11 protein-coding genes are annotated in these 14,322 nt (G+C 71.8%); 8 read left to right on the top strand and 3 right to left on the bottom strand.

The window, feature by feature from the left end; genetic code table 11:
* The first annotated feature begins 68 nt into the window (after positions 1–68).
* From FB563_RS13965 to FB563_RS13955, 3 genes are all read left to right on the top strand, one after another.
* Positions 69–995 carry an NTP transferase domain-containing protein gene (locus tag FB563_RS13965; protein WP_055708039.1) on the top strand — a complete coding sequence of 309 codons (927 nt, stop codon included), beginning with the start codon at positions 69–71 and terminating at the stop codon, positions 993–995.
* Entirely contained in the window at positions 992–2,341 is a 1,350-nt protein-coding gene (locus tag FB563_RS13960; protein WP_055708038.1) for a molybdopterin molybdotransferase MoeA, read from the top strand. The genes FB563_RS13965 and FB563_RS13960 overlap by 4 nt, the downstream gene beginning before the upstream one ends.
* An 81-nt stretch (positions 2,342–2,422) precedes the next feature.
* Positions 2,423–3,403: an NAD(P)H-quinone oxidoreductase gene (locus FB563_RS13955; RefSeq protein ID WP_055708037.1), complete on the top strand. Its 981-nt coding sequence runs from the start codon at positions 2,423–2,425 to the stop codon at positions 3,401–3,403.
* Between the two features lie 353 nt (positions 3,404–3,756).
* On the opposite strand, the gene FB563_RS13950 is transcribed toward FB563_RS13955, so the two are convergent.
* The gene (locus tag FB563_RS13950; protein WP_142218685.1) at positions 3,757–4,548 is read right to left on the bottom strand and encodes a hypothetical protein; all 792 of its coding nucleotides are present in this window, start codon (positions 4,546–4,548) and stop codon (positions 3,757–3,759) included.
* A gap of 173 nt (positions 4,549–4,721) precedes the next feature.
* Between FB563_RS13950 and FB563_RS13945 the strand changes: the two genes are divergently transcribed.
* Positions 4,722–5,261, top strand: coding sequence for a bacterial proteasome activator family protein (locus FB563_RS13945; RefSeq protein ID WP_055710267.1), 540 nt, complete (start codon positions 4,722–4,724; stop codon positions 5,259–5,261).
* A 157-nt stretch (positions 5,262–5,418) separates the two neighbouring features.
* Here FB563_RS13945 and FB563_RS13940 read toward each other — a convergent pair whose 3' ends face one another.
* A complete protein-coding gene (locus FB563_RS13940) occupies positions 5,419–7,086 on the bottom strand; it encodes a Stk1 family PASTA domain-containing Ser/Thr kinase (protein WP_055710266.1) in 1,668 nt (555 codons plus the stop codon).
* 343 nt (positions 7,087–7,429) lie between these two features.
* Between FB563_RS13940 and FB563_RS13935 the strand changes: the two genes are divergently transcribed.
* The gene (locus tag FB563_RS13935; RefSeq protein ID WP_079049121.1) at positions 7,430–9,100 is read left to right on the top strand and encodes a protein kinase domain-containing protein; all 1,671 of its coding nucleotides are present in this window, start codon (positions 7,430–7,432) and stop codon (positions 9,098–9,100) included.
* A gap of 61 nt (positions 9,101–9,161) precedes the next feature.
* On the opposite strand, the gene FB563_RS13930 is transcribed toward FB563_RS13935, so the two are convergent.
* A complete protein-coding gene (locus tag FB563_RS13930) occupies positions 9,162–10,205 on the bottom strand; it encodes a phosphotransferase (RefSeq protein WP_199833036.1) in 1,044 nt (347 codons plus the stop codon).
* Between the two features lie 491 nt (positions 10,206–10,696).
* On the opposite strand from FB563_RS13930, the gene pdhA reads away from it, so the two are divergent.
* The 3 genes from pdhA to FB563_RS13915 are packed head-to-tail and all read left to right on the top strand — an operon-like array spanning position 10,697 to position 14,322.
* Entirely contained in the window at positions 10,697–11,935 is a 1,239-nt protein-coding gene (gene pdhA / locus FB563_RS13925) for a pyruvate dehydrogenase (acetyl-transferring) E1 component subunit alpha (protein WP_055710265.1), read from the top strand.
* Position 11,936: 1 nt separating this feature from the next.
* On the top strand, positions 11,937–12,914 hold the full coding sequence (locus FB563_RS13920) for an alpha-ketoacid dehydrogenase subunit beta (protein WP_055710264.1): 978 nt from the start codon (positions 11,937–11,939) through the stop codon (positions 12,912–12,914).
* Positions 12,915–12,924: 10 nt separating this feature from the next.
* Positions 12,925–14,322 carry a dihydrolipoamide acetyltransferase family protein gene (locus tag FB563_RS13915; RefSeq protein WP_055710263.1) on the top strand — a complete coding sequence of 466 codons (1,398 nt, stop codon included), beginning with the start codon at positions 12,925–12,927 and terminating at the stop codon, positions 14,320–14,322.

The raw sequence follows: 14,322 nt of genomic DNA, 5'->3' as shown, positions 1-14,322 counted from the left end.
GCACGCGGGGCCCGGAAAGAGGACCCCGTGCAGGACACGAGCGAGGCCTGTCGGGACATACTCGGGGGGTGACCGACAACGCCCCAGCCGCTCCCGGGACGCCCGTGCCGTACGACGCCGTTGTGCTGGCCGGCGGCGCCGCCCGGCGGCTCGGCGGGGCCGACAAGCCCGGTCTGCGGGTCGGCGGCCGGGCACTGCTCGACCGGGTGCTCGCGGCCTGCGCGGGCGCGGGGACGACGGTCGTGGTGGCCGACCGGCGGCCCACCGCGCGGCCGGTGCGCTGGGCGCTCGAGGAGCCGGCCGGCGCCGGACCGGTCGCCGCCCTGGAAGCAGGGCTGCGGCTCACCACCGCCGAGCACGCGGTCGTCCTCTCCGCCGACCTGCCCTTCCTCCGGCCGGCCACGCTGCGGCGCCTGTTGACCGCCCTCGGCGACACCGGAGCCGACGGCGCGCTGCTCACCGACGGCGACGGCCGCGACCAGCCGCTCGTGGCCGCCTATCGCACCGCCGCGCTCCGCCGCGAGCTGGCCGCCCTCCAGGCCGGACCCGACGGCCTGACCGGTCTGCCCCTGCGCCGGCTGACTGGCGCCCTCCGTCTCACCCGCGTCCCGGACCCGCTCGCGTCCTTCGACTGCGACACCTGGGACGACCTCGTCAACGCCAGGGCACGCATCAGGGAGCATGGGCACGTGTTGGATGAATGGATCTCCGCAGTCAAGGCCGAGCTGGGCATCGACCTGGACGTCGACACCGGCGTCCTGCTCGACCTGGCCCGTGACGCCGCGCACGGCGTGGCCCGGCCGGCCGCACCGCTGACCACCTTCCTCGTCGGCTACGCCGCGGCCCAGGGCAAGGGCGGCCCCGAAGCGGTCGCCGAGGCCGCCCGCAAGGCGGCCGCGCTCGCGCTGCGCTGGGAGGAAGAAGCCGGCGCAGGCGGGGAAGAGAACGGCAGGGGCGGGAGCAGCGGGGGCCCGGGCGCCCCGGACGCCGGATGACCGCCCCCGGAACCCGGGCCGAAGCGCCCGCCGAGGACAGCGACGACCTCGACGTCGAGGAGGCTCTGGCCCTCGTGAGGGAAGCCAAGGACGACCGTGCGGGCCAGGTCCCCGCTCCGGCGCCGGAAGCACACGGCGAGCGGCACAAGGCCACCCCGTGGACCCTGGCCCGCGAGACCGCCGCACGCGCCGCACGCGCCCGGCCCCGCCGCGTCCCCGTCGCCGTGCCGCTCGGTGACGCCCTGGGTCTGGTCCTGGCCGCCCCGCTCGACGCGCTCACCGACCTGCCCTCCTTCGACACCTCCGCGATGGACGGCTGGGCGGTCGCCGGACCCGGGCCCTGGGAGGTACGGGACGAGGGAGTGCTCGCCGGACACGCCCAGCCCGAGCCGCTCACCGACGGCGAGGCGGTCCGTATCGCCACCGGTGCCCGCATCCCGGCCGACACCACCGCCGTCCTGCGCAGCGAGCACGGACGCAGCGACGCGCAGGGGCGGCTGCACGCCACGCGGGAGATCGTCCACGGCCAGGACATCCGCCCGCGCGGCCAGGAGTGCCGCAGCGGCGACCAGCTGCTGCCCGTCGGCACCCGGATCACCCCCGCCGTGCTGGGGCTCGCGGCGGCGGCCGGATACGACACCGTCAGCGTCGTACCACGGCCCCGGGCCGAAGTCCTCGTGCTCGGCGACGAACTGCTGGCCGAGGGACTGCCCCGCGACGGGCTGATCCGGGACGCGCTCGGCCCGATGCTGCCGCCGTGGCTGCGGGCGCTCGGCGCCGAGGTCATCAGGGTGCGGCGGATCGGCGACGACGCCAAGGCCCTGCACCGGGCCGTCACCGGCTCCGAGGCCGACCTCATCGTCACCACGGGCGGCACCGCCGGCGGACCCGTCGACCACGTGCACCCCATCCTGGAGCGCATCGACGCCGAACTCCTCGTCGACGGCGTCAAGGTGCGCCCCGGCCACCCCATGCTGCTCGCCCGCACCAAGGACACCCAGTACCTCGTCGGCCTGCCCGGCAACCCCCTCGCGGCCGTCTCAGGGCTGCTCACACTCGCCGAGCCGCTGTTGCGCACGCTGGCCGCCCACCCGGCGCCGGAGCCGTACACGCTGCCGCTCAGCGAGGCGGTCCAGGGGCATCCGTACGACACCCGGCTGATCCCCGTGATGCTGCGCGGTGACCGTGCCGTACCGCTGCACTACAACGGTCCGGCCATGCTCCGGGGTATCGCCGCCGCGGATGCGCTGGCCGTCGTACCGCCCGGTGGAGCCCGGCAGGGGGAGGAGGCGGAGCTGCTGGAGCTGCCGTGGGCGACGGCCGGGATCGAGGTGTGTTTCACGTGAAACCTCCGGGCCCGGCTGACGGACCGGCGAGCGAGCGGGTCTGCCCCGGAGACGCCACCCTCGGGGAGTAGCGTCACGGGCATGCATGCGATCACGATTCCCGAACCTGGTGGTCACGAGGCGCTGGTGTGGGCGGAGGTCCCCGATCCGGCGCCCGGCGAGGGCGAGGTGCTGGTCGAGGTGGTGGCCAGCGCCGTCAACCGTGCCGACATCCTGCAGCGGCAGGGCTTCTACAACCCACCGCCCGGTGCTTCCCCCTACCCCGGCCTGGAGTGCTCCGGCAGGATCGCCGCGCTCGGACCCGGCGTGTCCGGCTGGGCCGTCGGCGACGAGGTGTGCGCGCTGCTCTCGGGCGGCGGATACGCCGAGAAGGTCGTCGTACCGGCCGGGCAGCTGCTGCCCGTGCCCGAGGGGGTCGACCTCAAGCGGGCGGCCGCGCTGCCCGAGGTCGTCTGCACGGTCTGGTCCAACGTGTTCATGATCGCCCATCTGCGGCCCGGTGAGACGCTGCTCGTGCACGGCGGGTCCAGCGGCATCGGCACCATGGCGATCCAGCTCGCCAAGGCCGTCGGTGCCAAGGTCGCGGTGACGGCCGGCACGAAGGAGAAGCTGGAGCGGTGTGCCGAGCTGGGCGCGGACATCCTCATCAACTACCGCGAGCAGGACTTCGTCGCCGAGATCAAGCAGGCCACCGGAGGTGCGGGAGCCGACGTCATCCTCGACAACATGGGGGCGAAGTACCTGGACCGCAACGTCCAGGCGCTCGCGGTCAACGGGCGGCTCGCCATCATCGGTATGCAGGGCGGGGTGAAGGGGGAGCTGAACATCGGCACGCTGCTGACCAAGCGGGCCGCGATCAGTGCGACCTCACTGCGGGCGCGGCCGCTGAGTGAGAAGGCGGCGATCGTGGCGGCTGTGCGGGAGCATGTGTGGCCGTTGCTGGCCGGGGGGCATGTGCGGCCGGTGGTGGATCGCGAGGTGCCGATGGCGGAGGCGGCCGAGGGGCATCGGGTGGTGGAGGCCAGCGGGCACGTGGGGAAGGTGCTGCTGGTCACGTCGTAACGCCGGGGACTGGTGGGTGCCCGGTGCGGCGGGTCCGGCTGTGCGGGGCGCGCGTGCGGGTGCCGGGCGCGAGGGGGTTGCGGGTGCCGTTTGTCGATGGGCGCCCGGTGCCGGCGCGGGCGGGGGATTGGGTCGCTTGCCGGCGCTGGCCGGGTGCCGCCTGCGCCCACCCGTGCCGCCCCAGCGGCACGACTGCCCGCAGGCTGTGCGGAACAGGATGTGCGGGTTCGACTGTGGTTGCTGGGGTGGGCGCCGAGCCAGCGATACGAGTGCCGGCGGCTACTCGGGTATGACCGCAGCTGATCGTCCGTAGCTGCGCAGGTGTGCTCACGGCCGGCTGTCGGCGGGGCGGGTCAGTCTCTGCGGAGTCTGAGGCCCAGGAAGGCCAGGGCGAGGCCCAGGCCTATGAGGATCAGCCCGCTGCCCAGGGGGAGGATCTGCAGGACCGGCTCGGAGGCGTTCGAGCCCTCGGTGGCGGCGTTCGAGGCCGGGGGGTGGTCGAGGCCGGCCTCGTCGGGGGCGGTGGAGGCCGCCGGTGTCGGGGGCGGAAGGTCTGCGGTCTCCGGTTCCTCCGCCCGGCCGGTGCGGGGAGTGTGGGGCGGCACGGGGTCGTCGTCGCCCTCGACCTCGGCCGCGGGGCCGTCCGGTCGGCCCGGCCGCATCCGCCCCTCGCCGGCCCGGCTGCCCGCACGCGTCGGTTCGACGGCTGCCGGACGGTACGAGGCCGAGGCGGAATCGGAGGGTATGGGAGAGACGTGTCCGGGGCTGTGCCCGTGACTGTGGCCGTCACTCTCACCCCGACTCCGACTGTGCCCGGGGCCGGTGGACTTCGGAGGTGCTGAAGCGCCACTGTCCGTGGGCCGGCGGCCGCCGTGCGCCGAGGGTTCCGGGCGGCCGGTGCGGGGCGGGCGCCCCGGATCCGTGGATGCGTGGTGGTCCGTGTTTCCGGGGGCGGAGTGGCCCGCTGCGGCGGGGGCCGGCCGGTCCGGTGGGTCGGGGCCGGGGTCGGCCGAGCTTCTCGGGGTGAGCTCGGCGGCGTACGTGGTCGTGGCCTGTTCGGTGCCGATGCCGTACGCGGGCAGGGCCACCGCGAGGGTGAGCAGCAGCCGTATGCAGCGGGGGGTGATGCGCAGCCATGGAGTCACGTCGGTGACCTCCCGGAGCCCGGTGTCGTGATCGATGGTTGACCGACAGAAATTAGCCTCACATTCAATGACAAAACGGGCATTTCAGATTGGGCCGTCGGGTCTAAACGGTGGATCAGCCCCATGAGGGGGCACCACGGTGATGAGGTGTACGGGTGCGAGAGAATGGCGGCATGGAGATGCCGAGGAACGAACGGTCGCCGGAGAACCCCCAGATCCTCGTCGTGGGCCAGGACGGGATGGCGCTCGGCGGCAACGGGAACGACGAGTCCCGTGAGACCCCGGTGACGGATCAGGTGGAACAGCCGGCCAAGGTCATGCGCATCGGCAGCATGATCAAGCAGCTCCTGGAGGAGGTGCGCGCGGCCCCTCTGGACGAGGCGAGCCGGGTACGGCTGAAGGAGATCCATGCCAGCTCGGTGAAGGAGCTGGAGGACGGCCTCGCGCCGGAGCTGGTCGAGGAACTCGAGCGGCTCTCCCTGCCGTTCACCGACGACGCCACCCCGAGTGACGCGGAACTGCGCATCGCACAGGCGCAGTTGGTGGGCTGGCTGGAGGGCCTTTTCCACGGGATCCAGACGACGCTGTTCGCCCAGCAGATGGCCGCGCGGGCCCAGTTGGAGCAGATGCGCCGCGCGCTTCCGCCCGGCGTGACGGGACACGAGGGCGACGACCCGCGCGCGGGCGGCCGGTCCGGCGGCCCGTACCTGTAAACGTCCCAGGTCGTACCCGTAACACCCCAGGCCGTATCCGAAACGCCCGGGCCGTACCTGAAAAACCCCCAAGCCACACCTGAAACGACCGGAGCCCGGCACGTGAAGTGCCGGGCCCGACCTTTGTCCCGGAAGCTGTCCGGGAAGCCTGGTGATGTCAGGCGGGACTGCCGTTCGAGACGCTCAGCTCGATGGTGCCCGGGTTCTTCGGGTCGACCGCCGTGTCCGCGGAGGGGAACTGGTCGATCACCGTGCCGTCACCCCAGGTGTTGTCGTTCACCTGCTTGATCGTGTACTTCCACTGCGCGGCCTGGAAGCACGCCTTCACCGAGTTGATGTCCTTGTACCGGAAGTCGGGCAGCTCGACCTTGGTCTCGTCGTCCCAGGACTTGTACGGTTCCGTGCACTTGGTCTTGTCGATCACCCGGGTCCGGTCGGGCCCGCGGTAGCCCGCCGGGTGGGAAGCGGATGCCGAGGCGCTCGCCGAGGCGCTCGCGCCGCCGGTGCCACCCTTGCCGCCGGTGCCGCCGCTGTTCAGCGTCAGAGCGACGATCAGGGCGACGACCGCGACGAGCGACACCGCGACCGAGCCGATGATCACCGGCTTGTTGCTCTTGCCCCCGCCGGAGCCCGGAGCGGACGGCTGCGCGGCCGTCTGCGGCGAGATCGTGTACGGCGGCGGGGTCGGCGCGGCCTGCGGGCCGTAACCCAGCGGAGGCGGCGTCTGGTAGCCGCTCGGCTGTCCCTGCTGCGGATAGCCGTAGGCCGGGGCGGTCGCCTGCGGTGGGGTCTGCGGGGCGCCGTACGGGCCCGGCTGGTACGGCGTCTGGACCGGGCCGGGGGCCGCCTGGGCGGTCCGGTCGACCGGCGGGAACACCGCGGAGCCGACGCCCGCGCCGCTCTGCACCGGCCCGGCGCCCGGCACGATGCTCGGCGCGGCCGCCTGGAAGGACGCGGCGATGCGCAGGCACTCGTCGCGCATGGCCTCGGCGGTCGGGAAACGCTCGTTCGGGTTCTTCTTCAGGGCCCGGGCGACCAGCGCGTCCACCGCGGGCGGCAGCGAACGGTTGATCGAGGACGGCGCGACCGGCTCCTCCTGCACATGCGCGTACGCGATCGCCAGCGGGGAGTCCGCGTCGAACGGCAGCCGCCCGGTGACCAGCTGGAACAGCATGATGCCGACCGAGTACAGGTCGGAACGGGCGTCCACGCCCCGGCCGAGGGCCTGCTCGGGCGAGAGGTACTGCGGGGTGCCGACGACCATGCCGGTCTGCGTCATCGACGTCACACCGGACTGCATGGCGCGGGCGATGCCGAAGTCCATGACCTTGACCACGCCACGCTTGGTCACCATCACGTTGCCCGGCTTGATGTCGCGGTGGACCAGCCCCATCTCGTGGCTGATCTCCAGCGCGGCCAGTACGTCCGCGGTGACCTTCAGCGCCTTGTCGGCGGGCATCGCGCCGTACTGCCGGACGTCCTCGTCGAGGACCGAGCCCAGCGGGCGGCCCTCGACGTACTCCATGACGATGTACGGAGTGGTCAGGCCACCGAGATCGTCTTCGCCGGTGTCGAAGACCGACACGATGTTGGTGTGCGTGAGCTTCGCCACGGCCTGGGCCTCGCGGCGAAAGCGCTCGCGGAACGCCTGTTCCCGGCCGAGTTCCGTGTGAAGGGTCTTGATCGCGACCTGGCGGTCGAGCACGGCGTCGTACGCCAGGTGCACCGAGGCCATGCCGCCCTGGCCGAGCAGGTCCCGCAGCTGGTAGCGACCGCCCGCCAGCGACTGCCCCGCGTGCCGGTCGTGCGCGCCGTCCTGGCTCATCTCTCCCCGTCCCCCACTGGCCGTCCGGCGCCTTCGCTGATCGCAGGGCCCTTGATCGAATGCGTCATTCCCGGCCAAGTCTGCCCCAGGGCACTGACACGTCAAGCTCGGTGCCCGTTCCGTGACCGTACGCGCAAGAAGCGTCGCGCAAGCGTTACAGGGGGCGTACGAGCGGTCCACAGAATTTGCACGACAGCGCGTGCTACAGGTTTCATGGCCGGTCAGGCTTCGGCCCGTCCCGGTTCCGGTTCCGAACCGGTGGCTCACGCCGAGGCTGTAGCGTGGCCGACGGAGACCGTAACAACACCGCGCGCACCGCGGGCAGAAACGACGGCGAGGACTGATGGACCAGACGCAGCGCGCCCAGGGCCCGTCCGACCCCGAGGCGACTGGCGGCGGTACGTCGGACGCGCCGGAGATGTGGGGCAACGGAGGGCTCGTCGGCGACGGCCGGTACCGGCTCACGCACCGGCTGGGCCGGGGCGGCATGGCCGAGGTGTTCGCCGCCGAGGACGTCCGGCTGGGCCGTACCGTCGCGGTGAAGCTGCTGCGCGCGGACCTCGCGGAGGACCCGGTCTCCAAGGCCCGCTTCACGCGCGAGGCGCAGTCCGTCGCCGGCCTCAACCACCACGCGATCGTCGCCGTGTACGACTCCGGCGAGGACTTCGTCGGCGGTCAGTCCGTGCCGTACATCGTGATGGAGCTGGTCGAGGGCCGCACCATCCGCGACCTGCTGCTGAACGCGGAGGCGCCGGGCCCCGAGCAGGCCCTGATCATCGTCTCCGGGGTGCTGGACGCGCTCGCCTACTCGCATCAGCACGGCATCGTGCACCGCGACATCAAGCCCGCCAACGTGATCATCACGAACAGCGGCGCCGTCAAGGTGATGGACTTCGGCATCGCGCGGGCCCTGCACGGCGCGTCGACAACGATGACACAGACCGGCATGGTCATGGGCACGCCGCAGTACCTCTCCCCGGAGCAGGCGCTCGGCAAGGCCGTGGACCACCGCTCCGACCTGTACGCGACCGGCTGCCTGCTGTACGAACTCCTCGCCCTGCGGCCCCCGTTCACCGGTGAGACCCCGCTGTCGGTGGTCTACCAGCACGTCCAGGACATCCCGACCCCGCCCTCCGAGTTCTCCGACGGCTGCCCGCCGGAACTGGACGGCCTGGTCATGCGCTCGCTCGCCAAGGAGCCGGACGACCGGTTCCAGACGGCCGAGGAGATGCGTGGCATGGTCCAGTACGGCCTGCAGATGCTCTACGAGCAGGGCGGGCACACCGGCACCTGGAACACCGGCCCGGTGGAGGCGCACGACGGCCGGCACACCCCGGCGGGCGGTTTCACGGGGACGACCGCGATGCAGCACCCGGGCGACTTCGGTGCCGGGACGGCGCAGATCCCGCAGCCGATCCTGCCGCAGCGCTACGGCAACGGCGACGACGGCGCCTTCGAGGGGCACGGCAACAAGGGCAGCGGCCGCGGCAAGCTGTGGATCCTCGCCGTCCTCGCGGTCATCGCGATCGCGGCGGGTGTCGCGTTCGCCCTCAAGAACACCGGCAACGGCAACGGCAACGGCACGGACACCAAGCCGCCGACCACGCAGTCGACGTCCACGCAGGACCACTCGGACTCCCCGAGCCCGTCGGACGACACCACCGACCAGCCGTCGGACCCCAGCACCGACAACGGCTCGGACTCGGGTTCGGGGAGCACCGGCTACACCCCGTCGGACCCGCAGACCTCGCAGTCGCAGAGCACGGGCCCGACGGACCAGCCGACGGATCCGTCGACCTCGCCGTCGCAGTCCTCGGGCAGCACGACGACGGGTGGCACGGACACCGGTGGCACGAACACCGGCGGCACGACGGACGGCGGCACGACGGACGGTGGCACGAACACCGGCGCCACGACGAACGGCGGCACGAACGCAGGCCCCACGACGAACGGCGGCACGAACGCAGGCCCCACGACGAACGGCGGCCTCGACACCGGCGCCACCACCGGCTGAAGGATGCCGGCATCGCCCTCGACGGCGTCCCCCTGAGCCGGCACCGGCAGGGCGGGCGCCGTCACTCGGTGAACGCGTCGCACACCGCGTCGTACTCGCGTGTCCACCACACCACGAGCGCGGACGCGGCCGGGAACTGGCAGTCCGCGCGCGTGTCGCCGCGTTCGTAGTGCCAGCGCAGCATCCAGAAGTCGTTCAGCCGCTCCCACCACACCCGGCGCACGGCCGCCGCCAGCTCGGAGGGCGTGGCGCCGGCCGCGCGCCGGTACGCGCGCGCGTACGCGCGTACCTTCGGCAGGTCCAGGGCGCCCACCGGGCGTACGAAGAAGATCGCCGCGGCGCGTACGGCCTCCTCGGCGCGGGGCTGCACGCCGAGCCGGTCCCAGTCGACGATGGCCGCCGGGGCGTCGCCCTTGTAGAGCACGTTGAACGGGTGGAAGTCGCCGTGCACCCAGCCCACCGAGCCGCCGCGCGGCGGGCGCCGGTCGGCGTGCTGCTCCAGGAGCGCCCGGCGTTCCAGCAGCCGGTGCCGGGCCAGCTCGTCGAAGGCGTCGGCGGGCCGGTGCCGGCGCACATGGGCGAGCAGGTCGTCGATGAGGGTGAAGGTGTCGGCCGGGTCGGCGCTCTCCACCGGGTGGGGGCTTGTGGCCGGCCGCGTGCGCCCCTTGGGGGGCATCACGCGCTCCAGACAGGCGTGCACGGCGCCCAGGAGCGCGCCGAGGCGTGCGCTCTCCCCGCGCGTGAGCTGACCGCCGTGCCGGTGCCTGCCGTCGATCCAGGGGTGCAGCGCGTAGGCGTGGCCGCCGACGACGGCGACCGTACGGCCCTCACGGTGCGCGAGCGGTACCGAGACGGGGACGCCCAGGTCGGCCAGGCGCTGGGTGGCGCGGTGCCGGCGCTCGATCGCGGCCGGGTCGGCGGTGTCGGGATCGAAGTGGTGCTTGAGGAAAAACCGGCCGCGGGTGGTGCGCAGCCGGTAGCCGCGGTTGAGCAGGCCCTGATCGACCGGCTCACAGGTGAGGGCGGTGCCGGCGGCGTACAGGTGCAGCAGGGCGCCCAGAGGGGGCGCGTTGGGTACAACGGGTGGTACACATGAGCGCGGCACGCCGCAGATGCTAGGGCACCCAAAACCGCTGTGAGCTGGGGCTTGTCACAGGCGGTCGCCGGTGATCGCTTTCGGTCACGTGGTGAGCATGCCGCGGCCTTTATCAAAGTTTTCCGCTGCTTCCGATCTTCTCGACCTCGATATGGACGAGATAAGCGGCGCAGCCGGTCTCGCACGCAAACAATTCGACTCTTCCCGTGACCCGGGTGAGCGGGTTAACGTTCCGTTGCTTCGGCGTTGAAGCAGGGCTGTGACCAGCACGCTTCCACACCTCCCCGATTTACTTGGAAATCCAAGCAAAATCGCAGGTCAGGTGGGGTTTCACAGAAATGTGGAGCTGTGGGTAACGTGATGGTTGCAGGGCGCTCGCCGGGGCACCTGTCACGCCTGTTCCCGGCCGAGTGGCACCCACCCCGTGCCCGGTGGTCGAAACAGGTGAGCCGCACTGGCCTACCGGCAACCCCGGGGGCCGGAACGACGGAGGAGCACACGTGACCGTGGACAGCAGTGCCGCGCGCAAGCCGCGACGCAGCGCCGCAGGCAAGGCCGGCACCACCGGCAGCAAGACCGGCACGGCCGGTACCAAGTCCGGAGCCACCGGCACCAAGCGCACCACCCGCAGCACCCGCGCCACCGCGAAGAGCACCGAGCCGGAGCTCGTACAGCTGCTGACGCCCGAGGGTGAGCGGGTCAAGAACGCCGAGTACGACGCCTACGTCGCCGGCATCACCCCCGAAGACCTGCGCGGCCTGTACCGCGACATGGTGCTCACCCGTCGTTTCGACGCCGAGGCCACGGCCCTGCAGCGCCAGGGCGAGCTGGGTCTGTGGGCCTCCCTGCTCGGCCAGGAGGCCGCCCAGATCGGCTCCGGCCGAGCGCTGCGCGACGACGACTACGTCTTCCCGACCTACCGCGAGCACGGCGTCGCCTGGTGCCGCGATGTCGACCCGACCAACCTGCTCGGCATGTTCCGCGGCGTGAACAACGGCGGCTGGGACCCGAACAGCAACAACTTCCACCTGTACACGATCGTCATCGGCTCCCAGACGCTGCACGCCACCGGCTACGCCATGGGCATCGCCAAGGACGGCGCGGACAGCGCGGTCATCGCCTACTTCGGCGACGGCGCGAGCAGCCAGGGCGATGTCGCCGAATCGTTCACCTTCTCCGCGGTCTACAACGCGCCGGTGGTGTTCTTCTGCCAGAACAACCAGTGGGCCATCTCCGAGCCGACCGAGAAGCAGACCCGGGTGCCGTTGTATCAGCGGGCGCAGGGTTTCGGTTTCCCGGGCGTGCGGGTGGACGGCAACGACGTGCTGGCCTGTCTCGCGGTGACCCGGTGGGCGCTGGAGCGGGCCCGCAGCGGTGAGGGCCCCACCCTGGTCGAGGCGTTCACCTACCGGATGGGCGCGCACACCACCTCCGACGACCCCACTCGTTACCGGGGGGATGAGGAGCGGCTGGCCTGGGAGGCGAAGGACCCGATCCTGCGCCTCCGCCGGTACCTGGAGGCCTCAAACCACGCGGACGAGGGATTCTTCGCGGAACTCGAGGCCGAGTCCGAGGCGTTGGGCAAACGAGTGCGCGAAGCGGTCCGCGCCATGCCCGACCCGGACCACTTCGCCATCTTCGAGAACGTGTACGCGGACGGGCACGCGCTCGTCGACGAGGAACGAGCGCAGTTCGCCGCCTACCAGGCGTCGTTCGCGGACGCTGAAGGGGGTCGCTGAGATGGCCGAGAAGATGGCGATGGCGAAGGCCATCAACGAGTCGCTGCGCCGCGCCCTGGACACGGACCCCAAGGTCCTGGTGATGGGTGAGGACGTCGGCAAGCTCGGCGGTGTCTTCCGTGTGACGGACGGTCTGCAGAAGGACTTCGGCGAGAGCCGCGTCATCGACACCCCGCTCGCGGAGTCCGGCATCGTCGGCACCGCGATCGGCCTGGCCCTGCGCGGCTACCGCCCGGTGGTGGAGATCCAGTTCGACGGCTTCGTCTTCCCGGCCTACGACCAGATCGTCACCCAGCTCGCGAAGATGCACGCGCGTTCGCTGGGCAAGGTCAAGATGCCGGTCGTCGTCCGTATCCCCTACGGCGGCGGCATCGGCGCGGTCGAGCACCACTCGGAGTCCCCCGAGGCCCTGTTCGCGCACGTGGCCGGCCTGAAGATCGTCTCTCCCTCCAACGCGTCGGATGCGTACTGGATGATGCAGCAGGCCATCCAGAGCGACGACCCGGTGATCTTCTTCGAGCCCAAGCGCCGCTACTGGGACAAGGCGGAGGTGGACGTCGACGCCATCCCCGCCCCGCTCCACAAGGCGCAGGTCGTCCGCGAGGGCACCGACCTCACTCTGGCGGCGTACGGGCCGATGGTGAAGCTGTGCCAGGAGGCCGCGGCGGCCGCGGCCGAGGAGGGCAAGAGCCTGGAGGTGCTGGACCTGCGGTCGGTGTCCCCGCTGGACTTCGACGCCATCCAGACCTCGGTGGAGAAGACCCGCCGGCTGGTCGTGGTCCACGAGGCACCGGTGTTCTTCGGCTCCGGAGCGGAGATCGCCGCTCGGATCACCGAGCGCTGCTTCTACCACCTGGAGGCTCCGGTGCTGCGGGTGGGCGGCTATCACGCCCCGTATCCGCCGGCGCGTCTGGAGGAGGAGTACCTGCCGGACCTGGACCGTGTGCTCGACGCCGTCGACCGCTCGCTGGCGTACTGAGGAGAGGGTCGTGACGACGATGACGCAAGCGCTGGTACGTGAGTTCAGGATGCCGGACGTCGGCGAGGGACTCACCGAGGCGGAGATCCTCAAGTGGTACGTCCAGCCCGGGGACACGGTCACCGACGGGCAGGTGGTGTGTGAGGTCGAGACGGCCAAGGCGGCCGTTGAACTGCCCATCCCCTACGACGGCGTGGTCCGCGCACTGCACTTCCCCGAGGGCACCACGGTCGACGTGGGCACCTCCATCATCGCGGTAGAAGTGACCGGCACGGCACCCGCCGAAGCCCCGGCCGAGCAGCCGCAGGCAGCTGCCGTGGAGTCGGAGCCGGAGCCGGAGGCCAAGCCGGAGGGCCGCCAGCCCGTCCTGGTCGGCTATGGCGTGTCGACGTCCTCCACCAAGCGCCGTCCCCGCAAGGGTCCCGAGGTCACGGTCCCGGCGCCGGCCCAGGCGATCCAGACCGAGCTGAACGGCCACGGCCACGGCGCGGTCGTCGGCACGCCCCGCCCGCTGGCCAAGCCGCCGGTGCGCAAGCTGGCCAAGGACCTCGGCGTCGACCTGGCCCTGGTCACCCCGTCCGGCCCGGACGGCATCATCACCCGCGACGACGTCCACGCAGCGGCCACGCCGAAGCCGGCGGAGCCGGCACCGGCCCCGGTCGCCGCGCCTGCGGTGGCGCCGGCCCCGGTCGCCTCCTATGACGGCACGCGTGAGACCCGTATCCCGGTCAAGGGTGTCCGCAAGGCCACGGCGGCGGCGATGGTCGGCTCGGCGTTCACCGCGCCGCATGTCACGGAGTTCGTGACGGTCGACGTGACCCGCACGATGAAGCTGGTCGAGGAGCTGAAGCAGGACAAGGAGATGCAGGGCCTGCGGGTCAACCCGCTGCTGCTGATCGCCAAGGCCCTGCTGGTCGCCATCAAGCGCAACCCGCAGATCAACGCGTCCTGGGACGAAGCGGCGCAGGAGATCGTGGTCAAGCACTACGTCAACCTGGGCATCGCGGCGGCCACCCCGCGCGGCCTGATCGTGCCCAACATCAAGGACGCGCACGACAAGACGCTCCCCCAACTGGCCGAGGCCCTGGGCGAGTTGGTGGCGACGGCCCGCGAGGGTAAGACGTCCCCGGCGGCCATGCAGGGCGGCACGGTGACCATCACCAACGTCGGCGTCTTCGGCGTCGACACCGGCACGCCGATCCTCAACCCCGGCGAGTCGGCGATCCTCGCGATCGGCGCGATCAAGCTCCAGCCCTGGGTCCACAAGGGCAAGGTCAAGCCGCGTCAGGTGACGACCCTGGCACTCAGCTTCGACCACCGCCTGGTCGACGGCGAACTCGGCTCCAAGGTCCTGGCAGACGTGGCGGCGATTCTGGAGCAGCCGAAAAGGTTGATTACCTGGGCGTGA

The organism is Streptomyces puniciscabiei (assembly GCF_006715785.1).
In the GTDB taxonomy this organism is placed as follows: domain Bacteria; phylum Actinomycetota; class Actinomycetes; order Streptomycetales; family Streptomycetaceae; genus Streptomyces; species Streptomyces puniciscabiei.
Note: the sequence above shows the minus strand (reverse complement) of the source record. Positions and strands in the feature narration are given on the sequence as shown.

Coding starts and splice junctions, on each gene's coding strand:
- FB563_RS13955 (WP_055708037.1), top strand. CDS start 2,423: ATGCATGCGATCACGATTCCCGAACCTGGTGGTCACGAGGCGCTGGTG.
- FB563_RS13920 (WP_055710264.1), top strand. CDS start 11,937: ATGGCCGAGAAGATGGCGATGGCGAAGGCCATCAACGAGTCGCTGCGC.
- FB563_RS13935 (WP_079049121.1), top strand. CDS start 7,430: ATGGACCAGACGCAGCGCGCCCAGGGCCCGTCCGACCCCGAGGCGACT.
- FB563_RS13945 (WP_055710267.1), top strand. CDS start 4,722: ATGGAGATGCCGAGGAACGAACGGTCGCCGGAGAACCCCCAGATCCTC.
- FB563_RS13940 (WP_055710266.1), bottom strand. CDS start 7,086: ATGAGCCAGGACGGCGCGCACGACCGGCACGCGGGGCAGTCGCTGGCG.
- FB563_RS13960 (WP_055708038.1), top strand. CDS start 992: ATGACCGCCCCCGGAACCCGGGCCGAAGCGCCCGCCGAGGACAGCGAC.